Raw genomic sequence first — 21,153 nt, 5'->3', positions numbered from 1 at the left:
GCATGCCACGTTACGACTTCCGCTGCCGCTCCTGCGGGGCCACCTTCGAGCTGCGCCGCACCATGGCGCAGGCCAACGACCCGGCGGTCTGCCCCGAGGGCCACACCGACACCGCCAAGCTGCTCTCCACCGTCGCGCTGGGCTCCTCGGGCCCGGGCTCGTCCGCGCCCCAGCCGGCCGGCGGCGGTGGCGGTGGCTGCTGCGGTGGCGGCTGCTGCGGCTGACAGACCGTCACCCGGTCGCCTCGCCGCCGAGCACCCGGCGGGCGCTCGCGCGCCCGCCGCTCAGCCCCGCCCCACCCGGTCCAGCATCGCCGCGAGGATCGCCTCCGCCGCCCGCGCCCCGGTCTGCGGCAGCCCCAGCACGTGCGGCGCGTCCACCGGCGGCCGGTCCGCCAGCTCGCCGTGCGCCGGGTACCAGGCGGCGTCGGCGGCCCGCAGCAGGTCCTCGTCCAGCAGCGAGTCCCCCGCCGCGAGCACCCGGTGCCCGCCGCCCAGCCGTTGCCGCAGCTCCGCCAGGCCCGCGCCCTTGGTCAGCGCCGCCGGCACGGCGTAGACCTTGCGCCCCTGCTGCGAGACCCGCCAACCCCGCTCGCCGCACCACGCGGTGAGCTCGGCCAGCCACTGCGCGGGCAGCGCCGCCCGGTCCACCACCAGGTAGGCGAACAGGTCGTCGGCGGTGCGCCGCTTCAGCGTCCAGGCCGGGTCGGCCCGCGCGGCCAGCCAATCCGTCACCTCCGCCAGCGGCGCCCCGCCGGCGGCCAGCCGGGCGGTCACCGCCCGCTCCCACTCCCGGTCCGGCTCCCCGTCCACCAGCAGCCGGCCGCCGTTGGCGCAGACCGCCCAGCGCGAGCAGCCGGGCAGCGCGACCCGCCGGTACTGCGCCACGGTCCGGGTGGTCACCGGCACCACCGGCACCCGCCGGCCGAGCTCCAGCAGCAACTCGGCCGCCCGCTCGGTCAGGCAGGACATCGGCGCGCCGTCCTCGCCCCGCTCCACCACCCGCACCGGGACGCCGGCCCGGCCCCAGGAGGCGACGGAGTAGATCAGCGTCCGGTCCAGGTCGCTCGCCACCAGCCAGTCCATCCCGCTCACGCCCCCAGCGGGCGGATCAGCCCGACACAGGAGTACGGCAGCCCGGGCACCGGCTCCACCGGCACGTCCCGCTCCTTGGCCAGCAGCCGCACGTGCTCCAGGTCGAGGCCGGCCGCCGGGTCGACCAGCACCCGCCAGGGCACCCGGCGCAGCAGCACCCGGGTGGTCTCGCCGACCCCGGGCTTGACCAGGTTGACGTCGGCCAGCCCGTACTCGGCCCGGATCCGCTCCACGGCCGCCCAGCCGGCCCAGTCCGGCTCCCGCTCACGGTCCGTCAGCGCCGCCGACCGGGCCCGCGCCTCCTGACGCACCGTCGGGAAGTGCTCCGACACCGTGTCGGCGAACAGCGCGGAGACGTCGTGCGGGGCCAGCTCGGCGTAGCACTTGGCGCCGTGGAAGTCGTGCGGCCCGATCAGGCCGGGCCGCAGCACGGTGCGCGAGACCAGGCCGGAGACGGTCGAATTGAGGCAGGCCGAGGGGATCAGGAAGTCCTCCCGGGTGCCGAAGGTGCGCACGCAGCGGCCGGGGTCGGCCAGCACCGCCAGCGCGGGGTCGAACGGCGTGCCGGCCAGTGCGGCGGCCAGCTCCCGGGTGATCGCCCCCTTGCCGGTCCAGCCGTCCACGAAGGCGACCCGCTCCGGCCGGTGGTGGTGCGCCAGGTAGCGCAGCGCGGTGCGGTCGATGCCCCGCCCGCGGACGATGGAGACCGCGTAGTGCGGCACGTCCAACCCGTGCTGCTCGGCCAGCCAGCGGCGGACCAGCAGGCCGACGGGCGTGCCGGCCCGGGCCAGCGAGGCCAGCACCAGCCCCGGCCCGCGCTCGCGCAGCAGCGTCTCGGCGACCACGCCGACGGCCAGCGCCAGCCGGTGCGCCCCGGCGGCCAGCGCCTGCTGGAAGAGCTCCCGGTAGGCGGGGCCGGGCTGGTACTCGACGGGCAGCGACTCGGCGTAGTGCGCCCGCCCGGTCTGCACGGCCGCCTCCCGCTCGGCGGTCGGTGCCTCCAGCGCCACCCCGCTGAGGTCGGTGAGCAGCCAGCGCACCTCCTCGGCCCGGTAGGAGGAGAAGCCGGGCCCGCCCAGCGGCCGGGGCAGCGCACCCTCGCTGGGCAGCACGGCGAGCACCACCCGGTCGGAGACCTCGCGCAGCCGGGCCGGCGCGCCGTCCGGGCCGTGCAGGGCGGGCCCGTCGGCGACCGCGTCCACCACCAGCACCACGGCGTCGAAGCGCAGTTCGGGCCGCCGCCCGGGCGCCACGTTGTAGGCGTACCGCTCCCCGGGCCCGCCCTCGGGGGCGGTGAAGCGCAGCGCGGTGCGGATCGCGTACCCGTCGTCGTCCACCGCGAGCACCGGCGAGCGGGTGGTGCTGGAGAACCGCACCGCGGCGGTGGGCAGCGCCTCGGCGAGCGCACCGGCCAGGCGCAGCGGCGCGTACATCAGCTCCTCGCTGCCGAGCACCAGCACCCGCCGCCGGCCTTGTCCCACGGCGGCCGCCAGCCGCTCGCCCAGGGCGGGCAGCGCGGCGTCGAGCCGGCGGACCTGCTCGGCGGTGCACCCGTGCCGCGCCGTCTCCGGCACGCCCACCGGCCAGTCCAGGTCCAGCCGGACCAGTTCGCCGGGCCGGGCCGGGCCGCCGGCTCCGGCCGCCGCCGGCCGGACCGGCCAGAGCGCCCGGGTCGCCTCGACCGCGCGCTCCACCACGTCGTCCGGCAGCCGGAGTTCGCCGCCGGCCAGCGAAACCACCTGCACCTCGGCGCCCAGCTCGGCGGCGCACCGGGCCAGCTGGGCCCGGTCGGCGGGCCCGCGCAGGTCCACCAGGGCGGCGATCACGTACCGTTCGCGCGGCCGGTGCCGGTGCAGCGCCCGGATGGTGTTCAGCGCCGTTCGCCCGGTGGAGAGTTCGTCGTCGACCAGGACCAACGCGCCGTCTGCCGTGAGCAGTTCGGGGTCGCGCGGGAGCAGCAGGTGCGAGGTGGCGTGCGAGTGCTCCTCCTCGAAGCCGGCGGCCGGCCGGATCCCGGGCACCGCGCGCCGGGTCGAGTGCAGGCTGGGCGCCCCCAACTCGTCGGCCACGCACTGCCCGAGCCCGGTCGCGGTCTCCGCGAACCCGAGCACCAGGGCGGGCGCCGCGCCGTCCCCGAGCGCCTCCCGGACCCGCTCCCCGAGCTGCCGACCGGCCCGGTGCACCACCCGCGGGTCCTGCGGCAGGTGCTTGCCCAGCACCCGGGAGACCAGCAGCTGGGCCCGCCGCCCGTTGCCGGCCCGCAGTGCCAGCCCGAGCAGCTCGCGCAGTTCGGGCGGCCCGAGCCGCACCCCGAGCCGCCCGGTCACCCACTCCCCGTCCCAGACCGGCTCAGCCACCGCACACCGCCGGGAGCAGCTCGTCGAAGCCGACGCCCGCCCGGGCCACCCCGAAGGCGGCGGCCCGCCGCAGCGTCCGCTCGGCCCAGACCCGGTGCGGGCGGGCCTCGTTCATCTTGTTGCGGTAGCTGGACGCCAGCACCCCGCCCGCCTCCCTGCGCAGGATCACCCGCGCGTCGCTGTACTCCTCGTGACTGACCACCAAGCGGGCGTGCACCACCGGCAGTTGACTGGGGTGCACGCAGGTCTTGCCCAACAGGCCGTTCGCCAGGTCGAGTTCGAGCTCACGGCGGAGCCCGGCCAACTCCGGGCCCCAGCGCTGCAGCGGGAAGTACTCCCAGACCGGGCCGGTCACGGTGAACCCGGTGCCGTCGGCCCGGCCCAGCACGTTGACCACGTCGCCGATCACCGCGGCCACCACCGCCAGGTCGTAGGCGGTCAGCCCGGGCGGGCGGCGCAGGCCGTAGCCGGCGCACAGGTCGGTCACCCCGAGCCGCACCGCGAGCACCCGCTCCCGGTGCTTGGCCAGCAGCTCGGCCACGGCCAGCAGTTCGGTCCGGCGCCGCTCCAGGTGGGCCAGCTCGGGCGACTCCAGCACCGGCATGCCGTAGAGCCGCCGCCCGGTCAGCTCGGCCGCCTCGGCCAGCTGCTCCAGGTAGCGGGCCCCGACCGCCTCGGTGAACTTGGGCAGCACGTAGCCGCTGAGCAGCTCGGCGGCCGGCCCGAGCCGCCGGGTGAGCTCGCCGATCTGTTCGGGGGTGCGGACCCGGACGAAGAGCAGCGGGAGCTGCTCCGCCGCCGCCTCCCGGGCCAGCGCGGTGAGCTGGGCGACCAGGTTGTCCTCTGCCGCGGGCAGTTCGGCGTCGGCCACCGCGTCCTCCAGGCAGAGCACCATGGAGACCGCACCGCGGGCCGCCTGCCGGCGCACGTCGGCGGCAAGGCCCGCCCGGTCGGCGGGGCAGTAGAGGGTGCCGCCGAGCGCGGCGGCCAGCGCCGCGGGGTCGCCGCGGGGGTCCACCGGCTCCGGCTCGCGGTGGAAGAGCCGGCGGCGGACCGCGGCGTCGAGCTGGCCGAAATGGCGCAAAACACTCTCCCCCAGTGAGTTTCACGGGCCCGCCCGGAAGGGTTCCCCGGCAATGGGGCCGGGTATTCCGGGGGCCGCCCCGGACACCGGCCGCCGGGCACGTTCTCGCAGCTGGGCCCGGTACCGGCCGCCCATCGTACGGCCCGCCCGGAGCAATTCGGATACCCGCCGACCCGGAATTCGCTGAACTTCTCCGGCCCCCACCGGCGGCCCGTCCAGGAATCCGACAATCCATCAGTTGCGAAAGCGAGCAATCTTTCGGTCAATTCCGGCCGCGGACACACCCCCGCACCCGCGTTGTCCGGCGGGCGGGCCAGCAGGCAGGATTGCCGGTATGACGCACGTGATGGCGAAGGGCGCCAACATCTCGCTGGCCGCGGCAGCGGTCCGCGCCGTGCTGCGCTGGAACGCGGTGGCGGGCGCACCGGACGTGGACGCCTCCGCACTGCTGCTCGGCGCGGGCGGCAAGGTCCGCTCGGACGCCGACTTCGTCTTCTACAACCAGCCCCGGCACCCTTCGGGCGTGGTCCGCCACCTGCCCAAGCACCGGGTGCCGGGCACCGAGGAGATCGCCGACACGATCGAGGTGGACCTGGCCAAGCTGCCGGCCGGGATCGACCGGGTGGTGCTGGCGGGCTCGGCCGAGCCGGGCACCTTCCGCGGGGTCACCGGCCTGCGGGTGCTGCTCTACGACGCCGGCACGCCGGCCGGCGGCGCGCCGCTGGCCGAGTTCCCGGTGCACGAGGCGGATCCGGTCTCCGCGCTGGTCTGCGCCGAGCTCTACCGGCGCGACGGCGGCTGGAAGTTCCGCGCGGTGGGCCAGGGGTACGCCTCGGGCCTGGGCGGCCTGGCCACCGACTTCGGCATCACGGTGGACGACGAGCAGGCGCCGGCCGAACCGGCCCCGCAGCAGACCCCGCAGACCCCGCCGCCCGCCGCCGAGGAGCCCGCCGCCCCCGTGTCCGTACCGCCGCCCCCGAGCGTCCCGCCGCACACCCCGCCGACCCCCGCCCCGGCGGTGGCCGCGACCACCCCGCCCCCGCCGGCCGCACCGCCGACCGGGAGTTACGGCTACCCGCCGCAGCAGACCCAGCCCGGCTACGGCTACCCGCCCGCACCCCAGGCCCCGGCGGGCTACGGCTACCCTCAGACCATGCAGCCGCAGCACACCCCGCCCCCGCAGGCGCCGTCCCCGCAGTACGGCGGCTACGGCTACCCGGCCGCCCAGCAGCCCCCCGTGCCGCCGATGCCGCCGGCTCCCCCGCTGGACCCGAACTTCACCCTGCCCCCGCAGGGCCCGCAGTTCCAGCCGCGCTGACCCACCGTCGGCGAGCGCCGGGAGCCGGGCGCTAGTCCTCCTTGTAGCCGCGCTCCCACTGCATGCCGAAGCCGTAGAGCCGGTCCAGGTCCGCCTGGAACCCGTGCACGTAGCGGACCTCCCGACGGGCCATCAGCACCCCGCCCTCGTTCTCGATCAGCAGCACAGCGCAGGACCGGGCGGCCGCCTCCCGGCGGTCCAGGGTGACCTCCAGGCGCGGCCCGGTGGGCGGGATGATCTGTATCACCGCGTGGGTGCTGGCGAAGGCCGGCGTGCCGTCGTAGATGTAGACGAAGATCAGCAGTCGCTTGAACTGCTCCTTCTTCTCCAGGTTGATGAACATCGTCTCGCCGGACGGCGCACCGTACTTGTCGTCGCCGCTCAGCTTGATGTACGGCGGGTGGCTGAGGTCGCCGAAGAACTTGCCGAGCGGCTGCACCACGCCCCGGGTGCCGTCGGTCAGTTCGTACATGCAGGCGAGGTCGAGGTCCACGTTCTGCGGCGCGCCCTCCAGCCCGCCGCCCCCGCCGTCGGACTGCCGCAGCAGCCGGGGCTGCAGCAGCTTGCGGCGCAGCTGACCCTGCGAGCCCTGGTCCAGCCGGGCCGACCAGTGCAGGTTGACGTAGAGGTTGCCGGTCATCGGCCCCTCGGTGGTGATCGCGTGCGCGGGGCTGGACTTGGTCAGGGTGACCTTGCCGCCCTGACTCATCATCACCTCGGGCAGGTGCCGCTCCCCGCGCAGGAACTCCCAGACCGCGTTTGCCACTGTCCCGCCCCCAGCCCTCGACCGGCCGTCACCTGCCGTGACGCCCGCCTGACGCACCATTGTGCCCTGGATCCCCTACCCAGCGGTGGCTCTGAGCCACCGTCGGATCCGACGGTTCGTCACCGCACCGTCGGAGCACCGGAGCAACACCCGTCCAGCGGATGGTGAGCACAACCGCACTCCCGTACCATGGCCCCCCTTCGGACGCGATATCGTCATCGCGCACAGGTGTCCCCCGTCACCCGCGGGTACCCCTCCCACCTCCCGCCCGACCGCGGAAAGCAGAGGCTCACGCCGCATGTCACTCTCGTCCATACAGGTTGTCTGGGCCGTCGTCGGCGGCGCGGCCCTGGTCTTCACCGCCGTCCTGGTGGCCACCCTGCGCTTCAAGGCGTCCAAGACCGAGGAGAGCACGGACTCCTGGGAGCGCAGCGAGGAGCGCCGCCGCCGCAAGGAGATGGTCTACGGGATCTCCTCCTACGTGCTGCTGTTCGTGTGCGCCGGCGTGGCGGCCGCGCTCTCCTTCCACGGCCTGGTCGGCTTCGGCACCGAGAACCTGGGCCTGAGCAACGGCTGGCAGTACCTGGTGCCGTTCGGCCTGGACGGCGCCGCGATGTTCTGCTCCGTGCTCGCCGTCCGCGAGGCCAGCCACGGTGACGCGGCGCTCGGCTCCCGGATGCTGGTGTGGCTCTTCGCGATCGCCTCGGCCTGGTTCAACTGGGTGCACGCCCCGCGCGGCGGCGATCACAACGGCGCCCCGCAGTTCTTCGCCGGCATGTCGATCTCGGCGGCCGTGCTCTTCGACCGGGCGCTCAAGCAGACCCGCCGGGCCGCGCTGCGCGAGCAGGGCCTGATCCCCCGTCCGCTGCCGCAGATCCGGATCGTCCGCTGGCTGCGCGCCCCGCGCGAGACCTACGCGGCCTGGTCGCTGATGCTGCTGGAGAACGTGCGCAGCCTGGACGAGGCGGTGGAGGAGGTCCGCGAGGAGCGGGTCAGCAAGCTGGCCGCCCGCACCGCGGCCCGCAGCGCCGACCGCCGGGAGCGGGCCGAGCTGAAGGCGATCGCCCGGCAGGGCAGCCTGACCCGTGGCCGCGGCGGCCGCCAGGTGCCCGCCCTGACCCGCGGCGGCGCCGACGGCCAGCCCGCTACGGAGCCTGCGCTAGCGGAGTCCGCTGACGCACTGACCACCGAGGCCGACCCGCTGGCCAGGACCGGCCGCTCCGCGCTGGAGCCCGCCGCGCTCTCCGGCGGCCTGCGCCGCGCCGGCGCGATCGACCTGACCCCGGACGACGACACGCTGTCGATGCCGAAGCTGGACTCGCCCTTCGACTCGCTGGAGCGCAAGCTGCGGGCGATGGAGAAGAAGCTCGGCTGACCCCGCTCGACGCCGAAGGCCCCCGCACCCTGGTCCAGGGTGCGGGGGCCTTCGTCCGTGGCCGGGCCGGCGTCAGTGCCGGGTGCCGACCGATGACGACGAGGATGACGACGAGTCCTGCGCCGCCAGCGAACCCAGCGCCGCCTGGCGCCGGTTGCGCAGCACCGAGGAGCCGAGCGCGGCGCCGATGAAGGCGACCCCGATCAGGCCGGTGACGATCTCCGGGATCTTGTACTCGATGGAGACCAGCAGGATCGCGGCCAGCGCCCCGATCGCGTAGTGCGCGCCGTGCTCCAGGTAGACGTAGTCGTCCAGGGTGCCCTTGCGGACCAGGAAGACGGTCAGCGAGCGGATGTACATCGCGCCGATGCCCAGGCCCAGGGTGATCTGGAAGATGTCGTTGGAGATGGCGAAGGCGCCGACCACGCCGTCGAAGGAGAACGAGGCGTCCAGCACCTCCAGGTAGAGGAAGAGGAAGAACGCCGCCTTGCCGGCCACCTGGACCAGCGACCGGCCCTCCCGCTCGGCCTCCTCCTCCGCCTCCTCCTCGGCCTCGACCGAGCTCTCGAACACCCCCGAGAGCCCGTTCACCACCAGGTAGGTGACCAGGCCGAGCACGCCGGCCAGCAGCACCGTCTCGGCCCGGTCCCCGGCGAAGAAGCGCGCGGCCAGCACCAGCGAGACCAGCGCGATCACGCTGGAGAGGGCTTCGAGCTTGCCGAGCTTCTCCAGCGTCCGCTCGATCGGGCGAAGCCAGTGGTAGTCCTTCTCCGCCAGGATGAAGTCCAGGAAGATCATCAGCAGGAAGATCCCGCCGAACGCGGCGATCGCCGGGTTGGCGGCCTCCAGGTGCTGACCGTAGGTCAGGCCCTGGTAGGTGTGGCCGGTGTGCAGCGCCAGGTCGATCACGGTGCCCGGCCCGATGTGCGCGGTGAGCATCACGACCAGCAGCGGGAAGAGCAGCCGCATGCCGAAGACCGCGATCAGCACGCCGACCGTGAGGAAGATCTTCTGCCAGAAGGGGTTCATCCGCTTCAGGACCGTGGCGTTGACCACCGCGTTGTCGAACGAGAGGGAGATCTCCAGGATCGCCAGGATCAGCACCACGCCGAACCCGGTGGGTCCCCAGATCAGCCCTGCCGCCACCAACCCGGCGATCGTGGTCACGAAGGACCATCCGAATGTGCGGAGGAACACGCTATGACTACCTTTCGGCCTTCAGATCACATCATCTTTTGACGTGATCTTTACTGTACGTTGACCCCGAAATCCAGGGCGATCCCACGGAGCCCGGAGGCGTACCCCTGACCGACGGCGCGGAACTTCCACTCCCCCTGGTAGCGGTAGAGCTCGCCGAAGATCATCGCGGTCTCGCTGGAGGCGTCCTCGGTCAGGTCGTACCGCGCGATCTCCCCGCCGCCCTGCGTGTCGACCACCCGGATGTAGGCGTTGCGCACCTGGCCGAAGCTCTGCGCCCGCGCGTCCGCGTCGTAGATCGAGACCGGGAAGACCACCTTGTCCACCTGGGCCGGGACCAGGTCGAGGTTGACCACCACGACCTCCTCGTCCCCCTCCTCGCCCTCGACCCCGCCGACCAGGTTGTCCCCCAGGTGCTCGACGGAGCCCTCGGGGCTCTTGAGGTTGTTGTAGAAGACGAAGTACTCGTCGCCGAGCACCCGGCCGCCCGAGCAGAGCAGCGCACTCGCGTCGAGGTCGAAGGGCGCGCCGGTGGTGGACCGGGCGTCCCAGCCGAGCCCGATCTGCACCTGTGTCAGATTCGGTGCGGCCTTGCTCAGCGAGACGTTTCCGCCCTTGACGAGCGTCACACTCATGGTGGCTCTTCCTCCCACTCCCTGGCGGCCCGCACCGTGCTCCGGACGGGGCGGGTCGACTTCATGTCTACGCCCGCCCGCGGTCGAACAGTTCCGAACCGCCCACTGAACATGCTGAACTTGGAGAACCTATCAAGCACCCCGAGGACCGTTTCGCGCCAGAACGAGGCCGTCCCGCCAAGGCCCCCGGGAACGCCGACGGCCCGCCGCGCACGGGGCGCGACGGGCCGTCAGGAAACCGGGTGACCCGGGGTCAGACGGTGGGGGTCAGACGTTCACCCCGAAGTCCTGGGCGATCCCGCGCAGGCCGGAGGCGTAGCCCTGGCCGATCGCGCGGAACTTCCACTCCGCACCGTTGCGGTAGAGCTCGCCGAAGACCATCGCGGTCTCGGTCGAGGCGTCCTCGGAGAGGTCGTAGCGGGCGATCTCGGCACCGCCGACCTGGTTGACCACCCGGATGTAGGCGTTGCGCACCTGGCCGAAGTTCTGCCCGCGGGTCTCCGCCTCGTAGATCGAGACCGGGAAGACGATCTTCGCGACGCCGGCCGGCACGGTGGACAGGTCCACCTTGATCACCTCGTCGTCGCCGTCACCGGAACCGGTGAGGTTGTCGCCGGTGTGCTCGACCGAACCGTCGGCGCTCTTGAGGTTGTTGAAGAAGACGAAGTCGCTGTCCTTGGCGACCTTGCCCGCCTCGGTGCACAGCAGCGCACTGGCGTCCAGGTCGAAGTCCGCGCCGGTGGTGGTCCGGGCGTCCCAGCCCAGGCCGACCAGGACCGCGGTCAGGCCCGGCGCCTCCTTGGTCAGCGAGACGTTGCCGCCCTTGCTCAGGCTCACACCCACAGGTACCTCCAAGTGCTGTTCGTCGTGTCCCGTATCCGTGCGGGCCCTCGTTCGGCCAACGGCCCGATCGTACTGTCGGGTTCCCGTCCGCGAGGCGGAACGGCCCGGCGTGGCAGGCGTCCGCCTGCCGCACCGGGCCGTTCCGGGGGCCGGGAGGGGCTCAGAGCGCGTCGATCGCGGCCAGGTACTCCTTGGTGTCCCGGGCGTCCGGGAGGCCGTTGACGATGGACCAGCGGACCGCGCCGGCCTTGTCGATCACGAAGGTGCCGCGCACCGCGCAGCCCTTCTCCTCGTCGAAGACGCCGTAGGCGCGGGAGGTCGCACCGTGCGGCCAGAAGTCCGACAGCAGGGGGTAGTCGAGGCTCTGCTGCTCCGCGAAGACCCGCAGGGTGAACGGCGAGTCGCTGGAGACCGCCAGCACCTGGACGTCGTCGTTCTGCAGCCGGGGCAGCTCCTGCTGGATCTCGCAGACCTCGCCGGTGCAGACGCCGGTGAAGGCGAACGGGTAGAAGACCAGGACGACGTTCTTCTCACCCCGGAAGTCGGAGAGCTTGATCAGCTCGCCGTGCTGGTTCTTCAGCTCGAAGTCCGGAGCCTGGGTGCCGACCTCGATGGCCATGGTGAGGACCTTTCTCAGCGGAGCGCGCAGGGCGACCGGCGGCCGCCGCGGCCACATCCTTGCATCCGTCGGGGCCCCTTCGGCCGAACGGGTGAGCCAGGGGGTCCCTTCGGGCGGAGTTTCGCCCGGGGCGAACAGTCCCCCGGGCGGAGTGCACGAGTCCCGGCGGACAGCGGACGGCCCCCGCTGGAGGAAGCTCCAGCGGGGGCCGTCGACGCCGGTCACTGACCCGGCGGGCGGTTCGGCGCGAGACTCAGCGCTTGGGCTTCGCGGCCGACTTCGGGGTCGCCAGCCGGGTACCGGCCCAGTCGGCCGCCACGGTGATCGAGCTGGTCTGCGACAGCCCGGCGGTCTGCGCCGCCTCGGCGACCTCGTGCGCCTCGACGTGGCCGTCGCGCCCCTTCTTCGGCGTCAGCAGCCAGATCAGACCGCCCTCGACCAGGTACTCCTGGGCGTCGACGAGGGCGTCGGTCAGATCCCCGTCCTCCTCGCGGTGCCACAGCAGGACGGCGTCGGCGACGTCGTCGTAGTCCTCGTCGACGAGCTCCTCACCGGTGATCTCCTCGATGCCCTCGCGGAGGTCCTGGTCGGTGTCGTCGTCGTACCCCAGCTCCTGGACGATCTGACCGGGCTCGAAGCCCAGCTTGACGGCCGGGTTGGACTTGTCCGCGGGGTCCGCGGTCGCGCTCACGGGAATAACCTCCAGTATTTCGGCCCGGCGTCGGTGCCAGGCTGTGGCCGTAGTCCACACGGGCGCGGCGGTTCGCGCAAGTACCCGACCCCCGATCCCACCCAAAGGTTGACGTGTCGCCCCAAGACACGCCGTTGCCTGTGCCGGGAATCACACCGATTTGCCCTTTTACTGACCGTTCGCCCATGCTGCGGAGGCCCGTGGACGGGAGCCGCGATCCGGCCCGACCGCCCGCGATGCGAACGGCATTCGAGAGCAGCTCGATCACCGGCGTAGAGTCTCCTGTTGGCCCTCACTCCGGCGGGCCAAGCGGACCGCCGGCCGCACGCCACCTAGAACCGGAGCCCTGACCAGGGACGACGGTTACCGATCGGTAGAGATGACGGATCTCCGAACGCGGTAGCACGATGGAGGCGGCGCGACACACCCCCATTCGTCCGACAGTGAAGGAACAGCGTGGCTTCCGGATCAGATCGCAACCCGATCATCATTGGCGGCCTTCCGAGTCAGGTCCCGGACTTCGATCCCGAGGAGACCGCGGAATGGCTGGAGTCGCTCGACGCGGCCATCGACGAGCGCGGTCGTGAGCGCGCCCGCTACCTGATGCTCCGGTTGATCGAGCGCGCCCGCGAGAAGCGTGTCGCCGTGCCCGAGATGCGCAGCACCGACTACGTCAACACGATCGCCACCAAGGACGAGCCGTTCTTCCCCGGCAACGAGGAGATCGAGCGCAAGGTCCTCAACGCGACCCGCTGGAACGCGGCCGTCATGGTCTCGCGCGCCCAGCGCCCCGGCATCGGCGTCGGCGGCCACATCGCCACCTTCGCCTCCTCCGCGTCGCTCTACGACGTCGGCTTCAACTACTTCTTCCGCGGCAAGGACGCCGACGGCGAGTCCGGCGACCAGGTCTTCTTCCAGGGCCACGCGTCCCCCGGCATCTACGCCCGCGCCTTCCTGCTGGACCGACTGAGCGAGCAGCAGCTCGACGCCTTCCGGCAGGAGAAGTCCAAGGCTCCCTACGGCCTCTCCAGCTACCCGCACCCGCGGCTGATGCCGGACTTCTGGGAGTTCCCCACCGTCTCGATGGGCCTCGGCCCGCTCGGTGCGATCTACCAGGCCCGGATGAACCGCTACCTGGAGCACCGCGGCATCAAGGACACCTCCGCCTCGCACGTCTACGCCTTCCTCGGCGACGGCGAGATGGACGAGCCGGAGTCGCTCGGCCAGCTGTCGCTGGCCGCGCGCGAGGGCCTGGACAACCTGACCTTCGTGGTCAACTGCAACCTGCAGCGCCTGGACGGCCCGGTCCGCGGCAACGGCAAGATCATCCAGGAGCTGGAGTCGCAGTTCCGCGGCGCCGGCTGGAACGTCATCAAGCTGGTCTGGGACCGCACCTGGGACCCGCTGCTGGCCCAGGACCGCGACGGCGTCCTGGTCAACAAGCTGAACTCCACCCCGGACGGCCAGTTCCAGACCTACGCCACCGAGTCCGGCGCGTACATCCGCGACAACTTCTTCGGCGGCGACCTGCGGCTGCGCGCCATGGTCGAGAACATGACCGACCAGCAGATCCAGCACCTGGGTCGCGGCGGCCACGACCACAAGAAGGTCTACGCGGCCTTCAAGGCGGCCCGCGAGCACAAGGGCCAGCCGACCGTGATCCTGGCCCAGACCGTCAAGGGCTGGACCCTGGGTCCGAACTTCGAGGGCCGCAACGCGACCCACCAGATGAAGAAGCTGACCGTCGAGGACCTCAAGCGGTTCCGCGACCGGCTGCACATCCCGATCACCGACAAGCAGCTCGAAGAGGGCTACCCGCCCTACTACCACCCGGGCCGCGACTCGGAGGAGATCCAGTACATGCACGACCGCCGGGAGGAGCTCGGCGGCTACGTGCCCACCCGCAAGGTGCGGCCGCGCCGGCTGGAGCTGCCCGGCGACGACGCGTACAAGGCGGTCAAGAAGGGCTCCGGCCAGCAGACCATCGCCACCACGATGGCCTTCGTCCGGGTGCTCAAGGACCTCATGCGGGACAAGGGCATCGGCAACCGCTTCGTGCCGATCGCGCCGGACGAGTACCGCACCTTCGGCATGGACTCGCTCTTCCCGTCGGCCAAGATCTACAACCCGCTCGGCCAGACCTACGAGTCGGTCGACCGCGAGCTGCTGCTGGCCTACAAGGAGTCGCCGACCGGCCAGATGCTGCACGACGGCATCTCCGAGGCCGGCTGCACCGCCTCGCTGATCGCCGCCGGTTCGTCCTACGCGACCCACGGCGAGCCGCTGATCCCGGTCTACGTCTTCTACTCGATGTTCGGGTTCCAGCGCACCGGCGACCAGTTCTGGCAGATGGCCGACCAGCTGGCCCGCGGCTTCGTGATCGGCGCCACCGCCGGCCGCACCACGCTGACCGGTGAGGGCCTGCAGCACGCCGACGGCCACTCGCACCTGCTGGCCTCGACCAACCCCGGCGTGGTCGCCTACGACCCGGCCTACGGGTTCGAGATCGCCCACATCGTCCAGGACGGCCTGCGCCGGATGTACGGCTCCTCCGCCGAGCACCCGCACGGCGAGGACGTCTTCTACTACATGACGGTCTACAACGAGCCGATCCGGATGCCGGCCGAGCCCGAGAACGTGGACGTCGAGGGCATCCTCAAGGGCCTGTACCGCTACCAGGCCGGCACCGCCGGCCAGGTCCCGGCGCAGATCCTCGCCTCGGGCGTGGCGGTGCCGTGGGCCCTGGAGGCCCAGCGCATCCTCGCCGAGGAGTGGAACGTCAAGGCGGACGTCTGGTCGGCGACCTCCTGGAACGAGCTGCGCCGCGACGCGGTGGAGGCCGAGGAGTTCAACCTGCTCCACCCCGAGGAGCCGCAGCGGGTGCCGTACGTGACCCAGAAGCTGCACGGCACCGAGGGCCCGGTCGTGGCCGTCTCCGACTGGATGCGCGCCGTGCCGGACCAGATCTCCCGCTGGGTGCCGAACCAGTACCAGTCGCTGGGTGCCGACGGCTTCGGCTTCGCCGACACCCGCGGTGCGGCCCGCCGCTTCTTCCACATCGACGCCCAGTCGATCGTGCTCGGCGTGCTGACCGAGCTGGCGAAGCAGGGCAAGGTCGAGCGTTCCGCGCTGAAGGAGGCGCTGGACCGCTACGAGCTGCTGGACGTGGCCGCCGCCCACCCGGGCGAGGCCGGCGGCGACGCCTGATCCACCGCCAGACCCACCGAGGGCCGGCTCCCCGCACGGGGGCCGGCCCTCGGCCGTGCCCGGGCCCGGTGGCGGCAGAACATGGCAGCGGCTGACAGGACGTCGGTGAGGGGTGGGACGGGCGCGCTATCGTGAGGTCATGGGCCAGACCTCCCCAGCCCCAGCCGCCGGACCGGGCCTGCGCGAACGCAAGAAGCAGCGCACCCGGGACGCCCTGGTGGACGCCGCGCACCGGCTCTTCCTCAGCCACGGGTACGAGCGGACCACGGTGGACGAGATCGCCGCCGCGGTGGACGTCTCGCAGCGGACCTTCTTCCGCTACTTCGCCAACAAGGAGGAGGCCGCCCTCGCCGTGCTGGCCGACAGCGAGGACTACTTCATCGAGCGGCTGGCCGAGCGCCCCGCCGGGGAGCCCCCGCTGCAGGCGCTGCGGATGGCCGTCTGCGCCTCCTGGCGCGACCTCAGCGCCGCCCACCACCAGGGCGGCCGGGGCGTCACCGCGGCCCTGGAGCTGGTCCAGCTGATCGAGAACACCCCGACCCTGCTGGCCGCCCAGCTGCGCCGCTCGGCCGAGCAGGAGCGGCGGGTGGCCGGGATCCTGGCCGAGCGGGAGGGCCTGGACGTCGCCGCCGACCCGCGCCCGCGGCTGCTCGCCGCGCTCTTCGGCGCCGCCGTGCGCAGCGCGCACCTGGCCTGGTCCACCGGCCCCGGCGCGCCGGACGGGCCCGAGGGGGCCGGGCAGGACGGTCCGGAGGGGATCATCACGGTGATCGAGCGGCACCTGGACCAGCTGGGGCCCGCGCTGGTCGACGGGCACTGGAACTGACCGGCCGTCAACCGGTGTCTGACACTCAGTCGGGTGACCTTAGCAGCAGCGCGCGGCCCGGCGAGTCCTGCGGGTGCGAAAGCTCCAGCTCGGCTCCACTGTGATTCAACCCACAGTTTGGCGCGGCTCCATCGCCCCGCCGCAGGCCATACGCTGGCCGACTGTACCCAGACGTCCCCCCGGGCCGGCGGTCCCCGACCGCCCGTCGTACCAACAGGAGTTGACGCGATGCAGCGCAGGCGGCTGAAGCGCCTCATGATCGGCGCTTTCGCGACCTGCGCGGTGCTGGCCGACGCCGGGGCCGCCGCGGCACAGGCCGCCGCCGCCAACGAGCAGGTGGCGATCACCACCCCGCCGGCCGGCTCCGCCGCCTGGGTCCAGGACCACTCGCTGGACCGCACGCTGCCCGACCCGGCCACCGCCGACGCCGGCACCGTGGCCGCCTTCTTCGCCTCGCTCACCCCGGCCCAGCAGCAGCAGCTGGTGCGCGAGTACCCGCTGGTGGTCGGCAACCTGGACGGCGCCCCGCTGCAACTGCGCTACCAGGCCAACCGGATCGCCATCCAGAACGAGATCGACCGGGCCCAGGCCGAGAGCACCGACCCGAAGACCGACTCCGCGCGCCGCGCCGCGGACGCGATCCGGGTGGACAACACCCGCCCGCTGCTCGACCCGGGCCGGCAGGTCCTCGCCTTCGACCCGCGCGGCCGCGGCCTGGTGGCCGAGGTGATGGGCGACCTGGCCACCGCCAAGCGGATCGCCGTGGTGGTGCCCGGTTCGGACAGCGACCTGAGCCACCACGACAACGGCGAGCACCCGCTCCAGTTCTCGGCCGGCATGGCCCGGGCGGTGCGGGCCGAGGAGCAGCAGCTCTCCCCCGGCACGCCCACCGCGGTGATCGCCTGGACCGACTACGTCAGCCCGGTGGGCCTGGGCCCGGACGCGGTCACCTCGCGGCTGGCCGTGGCCGCCGCACCCCGGCTGCTGCGGACCCTGGACGGGCTCAGGCAGACCACCTCCCCGGTCGCCCCGCCGGCCCTGATCTGCCACTCCTACGGCAGCGTGGTGTGCGGCGAGGCCGCGCCGAAGATGCGCGGCGAGACCACCGACATGATCGTGCTGGGCAGCCCCGGCATGAACGTGGACAGCGCCGCCGGGCTGGGCACCGGGGTGCACGTCTGGGCCACCTCGCGCAACCCGGCCGACTGGATCGGCAACGTGCCCTACGTGGAGGTCGGCGGGATGGGCCACGGGGCCGACCCGACCAGCCCGGACTTCGGCGCCGAGGTGGTCTCCTCGACCGGCGCCGTCGGGCACGCCGGGTACTTCGACCCCGGGACCGCCAGCCTCTACAACTTCGCCGCGATCGCGCTGGGCGACTACCAGGACGTCAAGTACCAGCAGCCGTCCTGACCCGGCGGACCCGGCGGACGGTCACTCCTTGCCGTCCCGCACCAGGCTCATGTCCGCGTAGCGGTCGCCGGTCACCTGGCCGGCGATCGGCTCCAGCTCGGCCAGCTCCTGCGCCGTCAGCTCCAGGCCGGCGCCGGCCACGTTCTCGGCCAGCCGGGTGCGCTTGCGGGTGCCGGGGATCGGCACCACCGCGGTCAGCCCGAAGACCTCGGCCCGGCCGTGCAGCCAGGCCAGCGCGACCTGGGCCGCGGTGACCCCGCGCGCCGCCGCGATCCGCTGGATCGGGGCGATCAGCTCGGCGTTGGCCCGGCCGGCCTCGCCGCTGAACCGCGGCTGGCTGCGGCGGAAGTCGCTCGCGTCCATCTCGCCACTGCTCGGGAAGTTGCCGGTCAGGAAGCCGCGGCCGAGCGGCGAGTAGGGCACCAGGCCGATGCCCAGCTCCGCGGCGACCGGCACCACGCCCTGCTCCAGGGTGCGGGTGAAGAGCGACCACTCGGACTGCACGGCGGCGATCGGGTGCACCGCGTGCGCCTCGCGCAGCTCGCTGCCGGTCACCTCGGACAGGCCCAGGTGGCGCACCTTGCCGGCCTGGACCAGCTCGGCCATCGCACCGATCGACTCGGCCAGCGGCACCTCCCGGTTGCGGCGGTGCATGTAGTACAGGTCGATGACGTCGATGCCCAGGCGCTTCAGCGAGGCGTCCACGGCGCTGCGGATGTACTCCGGGTCGTTGCGCACGCCGCGGTAGGCCGGGTCCTCGGCCTTGCGCTCGATGGCGAACTTGGTGGCGAGCACCACCCGGTCGCGGTTGGCCCGGACGAACGGGCCGATCAGCTCCTCGTTGGCGCCGCTGCCGTAGATGTCCGCGGTGTCGAAGAGGGTGACGCCGGCCTCCAGGGCCGCGTCGAGGGTGGCCAGCGCCTCCGTGGTGTCGGTGGGGCCGTAGAACTCGCTCATGCCCATGCAACCGAGGCCCTGCTTGCCGACGACCGGGCCGTCGGTGCCGAGCTGGACGGTGGGGAGGGTGGTGCTCATGCGCTTGTTTCCTTCCCAGGAGTGCAGGAGGAGCCGGACTGCTCCGCGTAGAGGTCGATCTTGTGGTCGAGCACCGCGAGGGTGGCGTACAGGTCGGCGATCCGCTCCCGGACCTCGGAACGGTGGGCGATCAGCAGCTCCCGCCGCTCGTCCAGGGTGCCGGTGCCCTGCCGGACCAGCTCGATGTAGCGCAGCATGTCCGCCACCGACATCCCGGTCAGCCGCAGCCTGCCGAGGAAGTCGAGCCGGGACAGGTCGCCGTCGCTGTAGAGCCGACGGCCGCCGTGGGTGCGGTTCACCGGGTCGAGCAGGCCGATCCGCTCGTACCAGCGCAGCGTGTGCGCGGTCAGACCGGTCAGCTCGGCGACCTCGCTGATGCTGTGCCGCAGCGTGCCGGTGCGCTCGTCCTGGCCGGACCCGGCGGGTTGTGCGCTCATCGGTGGGTTCCCCCTCTGCTGCGGTGCGACGGGTACGACGCTATCGAGTTGGAGTGCACTCGAAGCAAGCCGAATCCGGGAATCCCACCGGCTCGCATCAAGACCGACCGGCAAATGGTGGGTGGAGGAAGGAGCGGGTCGAGAGCCGAGTCTGGGCGGCGCCGACGATGGGGGTACCTCCCGGCCGAAGGCTGGGGGCGAGTCCATGCGGAGCATTGGCGACTGAGGAGAAGCCGTCCTGGGGGCACCTCCCGGCCGAAGGCTGGGGGCGCGAGAGCTATCGGCCCGCGACGCCGCCCACCATTTGCCGGTCGGTCTAGAGTGCTGGCCATGGAGAGCTTGCGCTTGATCGAGGACTGGCCGGTGGACACGGCCGCGGCGGTGCTGGTGCGCGGTGCGGACGGCGCCGTGCTGGGAACGGCCGGGCCGCAGCGGCACCGCTTCCAGCTCGCCTCGGTGACCAAGCCGCTGAGCGCCTACGCGGCCCTGGTGGCCGTCGAGGAGGGCGTCTTCGAACTGGACGACCCGGCCGGCCCCGAGGGCTCGACGGTGCGCCACCTGCTGGCCCACACCTCCGGCCTGGGCTTCGACGAGGCCCGGGTGATGGCCGCCCCCGGCACCCGCCGGCTCTACTCCAACGCCGGTTTCGACGCGCTGGCCGACGCGCTGGCCGCGGCCGCCGGCATCCCGTTCGAGAAGTACGCGGCCGAGGCCGTCTTCGCCCCGCTCGGCATGGCCGACACCGCGATCGACCCCGGCCACCGCACCCCGGCCGGCGCGGGCGGCGTCTCCACCGCGGCCGACCTGGCCCGGTTCGCCGCCGAGCTGCAGGCGCCCCGGCTGCTGCACCCGTCCACGGTGGCCGCCGCCACCCGGGAGGTGGCCTTCCCTGGGCTGAGCGGGGTGCTGCCGGGCTTCGGCCACCAGAAGCCCAACGACTGGGGGCTGGGCTTCGAGATCCGCGACGGCAAGGCCCCGCACTGGACCGGTGCCACCAGCGCGCCGACCACCTTCGGGCACTTCGGCCAGTCCGGCACCTTCCTCTGGGTGGACCCGGTGGCCGGGGTGGCCTGCGCCGCCCTCACCGACCGGGCCTTCGGCCCGTGGGCGGCCGAGGTCTGGCCGGCCTTCACCGACGCGGTGCTGGCCGGGCTGCGCGGCTGACGGCCCGTCAGCCGGGCGCCCGTCAGTCGATCTCGACCACCACCTTGCCGAAGGTCCGCCCCGCCCGGAAGTGGCCGTAGGCCTCGCGGGCCCGGTCGAACGGGAAGACCGAGTCGATCACCGGACGGACGCCGAACGCGTCCACCGCCCGGACCAGGTCGGTCAGGTCCTCCCGGCTGCCGACGAACACCCGGCGGATGGTGGCCATCGTGCGGGCGTAGGTCGCCACCCGGATCCGCAGCTCGGGTTCGGCCGCGCCGCCGCCGACGAAGACCACCTCGCCGTACAGGCCGACCGCGCGCATCGACTGCTCGAAGGTGACCGGGCCGACCGTCTCGACCACCAGGTCGACGCCCTCGCCGGCGGTGAACTCCCGCACCCGTTCGCTCCACTCGGGGCCGGCGGCGGTGTCGACGACCAGGTCGGCGCCGAGCGCGGTCAGGCGCCCGGCCTTCGCCGGGTCGGTGGTGGTGACGACCACCCGGCAGCCCATCGCCTTCGCCAGCTGCAGGGCGAAGAGCGAGACGCCGCCGCTGCCCAGGGTCAGCACGGTGGCGCCGGGGCGCAGCCCGCGGCCGCCGGTGAGCGAGGTCCAGGCGGTGACCGCCGCGCAGGGCAGGGTGGCCGCCTCGACCCAGCTCAGCGACTCGGGCACGGCGACCGCCCACTCCTGGTCGAGCACGGCGTACTCGGTGAGCAGGCCGTCCACGGTGTTGCCGAGCTGGTCGTAGAGCCCCTGGTGCAGCCGGCCCGCCGTCCAGCGGGGCCAGTAGCTGCCCACCACCCGGTCGCCGGCCCGGAACCGGGTGACCCGCTCGCCCACCGCCACCACCTCCCCCGCGCCGTCGCTCAGCGGGATCACGCCGGGGCGCGACGGCAGCGGGTAGCGGTCGTCGAGGATGAGCGTGTCGCGCCGGTTGAGCGCGGCGGCCCGGACCCGGACCAGCAGCTCGGTGGGGCCGGGCCGCGGCACGGGGTGCTCGCTGACGGTCAGTCCGTCGAGGCCGCCGGGGGTCCGCAGGTGGTAGGAACGCACGGTGGGTCAGCTCCCTGGTAGGTGTCGGTGGTTCGAACGGGATCCTCGGCGCGGCG

The 21,153-nt window shown here is 73.0% G+C and carries 19 protein-coding genes; 7 read left to right on the top strand and 12 right to left on the bottom strand.

Translation table 11 applies throughout. The features are described 5' to 3' along the window. Positions 1-2: 2 nt before the first annotated feature. Complete coding sequence (locus tag FHX73_RS20365) at positions 3-224, top strand: FmdB family zinc ribbon protein (RefSeq protein ID WP_145906356.1); 222 nt, start codon at positions 3-5, stop codon at positions 222-224. 60 nt (positions 225-284) lie between these two features. On the opposite strand, the gene FHX73_RS20360 is transcribed toward FHX73_RS20365, so the two are convergent. Genes FHX73_RS20360 through FHX73_RS20350 form a run of 3 tightly spaced genes read right to left on the bottom strand, consistent with a single transcriptional unit; the run spans position 285 to position 4,535 of the window. Continuing rightward, on the bottom strand, positions 285-1,085 hold the full coding sequence (locus FHX73_RS20360; RefSeq protein ID WP_145908413.1) for an HAD family hydrolase: 801 nt from the start codon (positions 1,083-1,085) through the stop codon (positions 285-287). Between the two features lie 5 nt (positions 1,086-1,090). Then, on the bottom strand, positions 1,091-3,451 hold the full coding sequence (locus FHX73_RS20355; RefSeq protein WP_145906355.1) for a phosphoribosyltransferase: 2,361 nt from the start codon (positions 3,449-3,451) through the stop codon (positions 1,091-1,093). Continuing rightward, on the bottom strand, positions 3,444-4,535 hold the full coding sequence (locus FHX73_RS20350) for an HpcH/HpaI aldolase/citrate lyase family protein (RefSeq protein ID WP_145906354.1): 1,092 nt from the start codon (positions 4,533-4,535) through the stop codon (positions 3,444-3,446). The genes FHX73_RS20355 and FHX73_RS20350 overlap by 8 nt, the downstream gene beginning before the upstream one ends. Before the next feature lie 334 nt (positions 4,536-4,869). Between FHX73_RS20350 and FHX73_RS20345 the strand changes: the two genes are divergently transcribed. Then, positions 4,870-5,853, top strand: coding sequence for a TerD family protein (locus tag FHX73_RS20345; RefSeq protein WP_145906353.1), 984 nt, complete (start codon positions 4,870-4,872; stop codon positions 5,851-5,853). 31 nt (positions 5,854-5,884) lie between these two features. Here the strand turns inward: FHX73_RS20345 and FHX73_RS20340 are convergent, their stop codons facing one another. Continuing rightward, positions 5,885-6,565, bottom strand: coding sequence for a Tellurium resistance (locus FHX73_RS20340; RefSeq protein ID WP_145908412.1), 681 nt, complete (start codon positions 6,563-6,565; stop codon positions 5,885-5,887). Positions 6,566-6,917: 352 nt separating this feature from the next. Here FHX73_RS20340 and FHX73_RS20335 point away from each other — a divergent pair, with 352 nt between their 5' ends. After that, positions 6,918-7,994 carry a DUF2637 domain-containing protein gene (locus FHX73_RS20335; protein WP_145906352.1) on the top strand — a complete coding sequence of 359 codons (1,077 nt, stop codon included), beginning with the start codon at positions 6,918-6,920 and terminating at the stop codon, positions 7,992-7,994. A 72-nt stretch (positions 7,995-8,066) separates the two neighbouring features. On the opposite strand, the gene FHX73_RS20330 is transcribed toward FHX73_RS20335, so the two are convergent. The 5 genes from FHX73_RS20330 to FHX73_RS20310 all read right to left on the bottom strand — a co-directional run bounded on the left by FHX73_RS20330 (position 8,067) and on the right by FHX73_RS20310 (position 11,979). Continuing rightward, the gene (locus tag FHX73_RS20330; RefSeq protein ID WP_145906351.1) at positions 8,067-9,191 is read right to left on the bottom strand and encodes a DUF475 domain-containing protein; all 1,125 of its coding nucleotides are present in this window, start codon (positions 9,189-9,191) and stop codon (positions 8,067-8,069) included. A 50-nt stretch (positions 9,192-9,241) separates the two neighbouring features. Then, entirely contained in the window at positions 9,242-9,826 is a 585-nt protein-coding gene (locus FHX73_RS20325; protein ID WP_145906350.1) for a TerD family protein, read from the bottom strand. Positions 9,827-10,093: 267 nt separating this feature from the next. Next, the gene (locus FHX73_RS20320) at positions 10,094-10,669 is read right to left on the bottom strand and encodes a TerD family protein (RefSeq protein WP_145906349.1); all 576 of its coding nucleotides are present in this window, start codon (positions 10,667-10,669) and stop codon (positions 10,094-10,096) included. A 160-nt stretch (positions 10,670-10,829) separates the two neighbouring features. Continuing rightward, a complete protein-coding gene (locus FHX73_RS20315) occupies positions 10,830-11,288 on the bottom strand; it encodes a peroxiredoxin (protein ID WP_145906348.1) in 459 nt (152 codons plus the stop codon). Positions 11,289-11,541: 253 nt separating this feature from the next. After that, a complete protein-coding gene (locus FHX73_RS20310; protein WP_145906347.1) occupies positions 11,542-11,979 on the bottom strand; it encodes a DUF3052 domain-containing protein in 438 nt (145 codons plus the stop codon). 456 nt (positions 11,980-12,435) lie between these two features. Here FHX73_RS20310 and aceE point away from each other — a divergent pair, with 456 nt between their 5' ends. From aceE to FHX73_RS20295, 3 genes are all read left to right on the top strand, one after another. Continuing rightward, positions 12,436-15,186, top strand: coding sequence for a pyruvate dehydrogenase (acetyl-transferring), homodimeric type (aceE, locus tag FHX73_RS20305; protein WP_145906346.1), 2,751 nt, complete (start codon positions 12,436-12,438; stop codon positions 15,184-15,186). A 139-nt stretch (positions 15,187-15,325) separates the two neighbouring features. Continuing rightward, a complete protein-coding gene (locus tag FHX73_RS20300; protein WP_145906345.1) occupies positions 15,326-16,012 on the top strand; it encodes a TetR/AcrR family transcriptional regulator in 687 nt (228 codons plus the stop codon). 228 nt (positions 16,013-16,240) lie between these two features. Continuing rightward, entirely contained in the window at positions 16,241-17,425 is a 1,185-nt protein-coding gene (locus tag FHX73_RS20295; RefSeq protein WP_145906344.1) for an alpha/beta hydrolase, read from the top strand. A 21-nt stretch (positions 17,426-17,446) separates the two neighbouring features. Here FHX73_RS20295 and FHX73_RS20290 read toward each other — a convergent pair whose 3' ends face one another. Both FHX73_RS20290 and FHX73_RS20285 read right to left on the bottom strand, forming a co-directional pair. Continuing rightward, positions 17,447-18,460 (bottom strand): aldo/keto reductase, encoded by a 1,014-nt coding sequence (locus FHX73_RS20290; protein ID WP_145906343.1) that lies wholly within the window; start codon positions 18,458-18,460, stop codon positions 17,447-17,449. Continuing rightward, positions 18,457-18,897 (bottom strand): MerR family transcriptional regulator, encoded by a 441-nt coding sequence (locus FHX73_RS20285; protein WP_145906342.1) that lies wholly within the window; start codon positions 18,895-18,897, stop codon positions 18,457-18,459. The genes FHX73_RS20290 and FHX73_RS20285 overlap by 4 nt, the downstream gene beginning before the upstream one ends. A gap of 330 nt (positions 18,898-19,227) precedes the next feature. On the opposite strand from FHX73_RS20285, the gene FHX73_RS20280 reads away from it, so the two are divergent. Next, positions 19,228-20,061, top strand: a complete 834-nt coding sequence (locus tag FHX73_RS20280) for a serine hydrolase domain-containing protein (protein WP_145906341.1) — start codon at positions 19,228-19,230, stop codon at positions 20,059-20,061. 22 nt (positions 20,062-20,083) lie between these two features. Here the strand turns inward: FHX73_RS20280 and FHX73_RS20275 are convergent, their stop codons facing one another. Continuing rightward, entirely contained in the window at positions 20,084-21,097 is a 1,014-nt protein-coding gene (locus FHX73_RS20275; protein ID WP_145906340.1) for a zinc-dependent alcohol dehydrogenase family protein, read from the bottom strand. Positions 21,098-21,153: the final 56 nt, after the last annotated feature.

Origin of the sequence: Kitasatospora viridis, assembly GCF_007829815.1 — a bacterium.
In the GTDB taxonomy this organism is placed as follows: domain Bacteria; phylum Actinomycetota; class Actinomycetes; order Streptomycetales; family Streptomycetaceae; genus Kitasatospora; species Kitasatospora viridis.
This window is presented reverse-complemented; position numbering and strand designations above follow the sequence as displayed.

Coding starts and splice junctions, on each gene's coding strand:
- FHX73_RS20295 (WP_145906344.1), top strand. CDS start 16,241: ATGCAGCGCAGGCGGCTGAAGCGCCTCATGATCGGCGCTTTCGCGACC.
- FHX73_RS20300 (WP_145906345.1), top strand. CDS start 15,326: ATGGGCCAGACCTCCCCAGCCCCAGCCGCCGGACCGGGCCTGCGCGAA.
- FHX73_RS20280 (WP_145906341.1), top strand. CDS start 19,228: ATGGAGAGCTTGCGCTTGATCGAGGACTGGCCGGTGGACACGGCCGCG.
- FHX73_RS20285 (WP_145906342.1), bottom strand. CDS start 18,897: ATGAGCGCACAACCCGCCGGGTCCGGCCAGGACGAGCGCACCGGCACG.
- FHX73_RS20325 (WP_145906350.1), bottom strand. CDS start 9,826: ATGAGTGTGACGCTCGTCAAGGGCGGAAACGTCTCGCTGAGCAAGGCC.
- FHX73_RS20345 (WP_145906353.1), top strand. CDS start 4,870: ATGACGCACGTGATGGCGAAGGGCGCCAACATCTCGCTGGCCGCGGCA.
- FHX73_RS20315 (WP_145906348.1), bottom strand. CDS start 11,288: ATGGCCATCGAGGTCGGCACCCAGGCTCCGGACTTCGAGCTGAAGAAC.
- FHX73_RS20365 (WP_145906356.1), top strand. CDS start 3: ATGCCACGTTACGACTTCCGCTGCCGCTCCTGCGGGGCCACCTTCGAG.
- FHX73_RS20340 (WP_145908412.1), bottom strand. CDS start 6,565: ATGATGAGTCAGGGCGGCAAGGTCACCCTGACCAAGTCCAGCCCCGCG.
- FHX73_RS20335 (WP_145906352.1), top strand. CDS start 6,918: ATGTCACTCTCGTCCATACAGGTTGTCTGGGCCGTCGTCGGCGGCGCG.
- FHX73_RS20290 (WP_145906343.1), bottom strand. CDS start 18,460: ATGAGCACCACCCTCCCCACCGTCCAGCTCGGCACCGACGGCCCGGTC.
- FHX73_RS20360 (WP_145908413.1), bottom strand. CDS start 1,085: ATGGACTGGCTGGTGGCGAGCGACCTGGACCGGACGCTGATCTACTCC.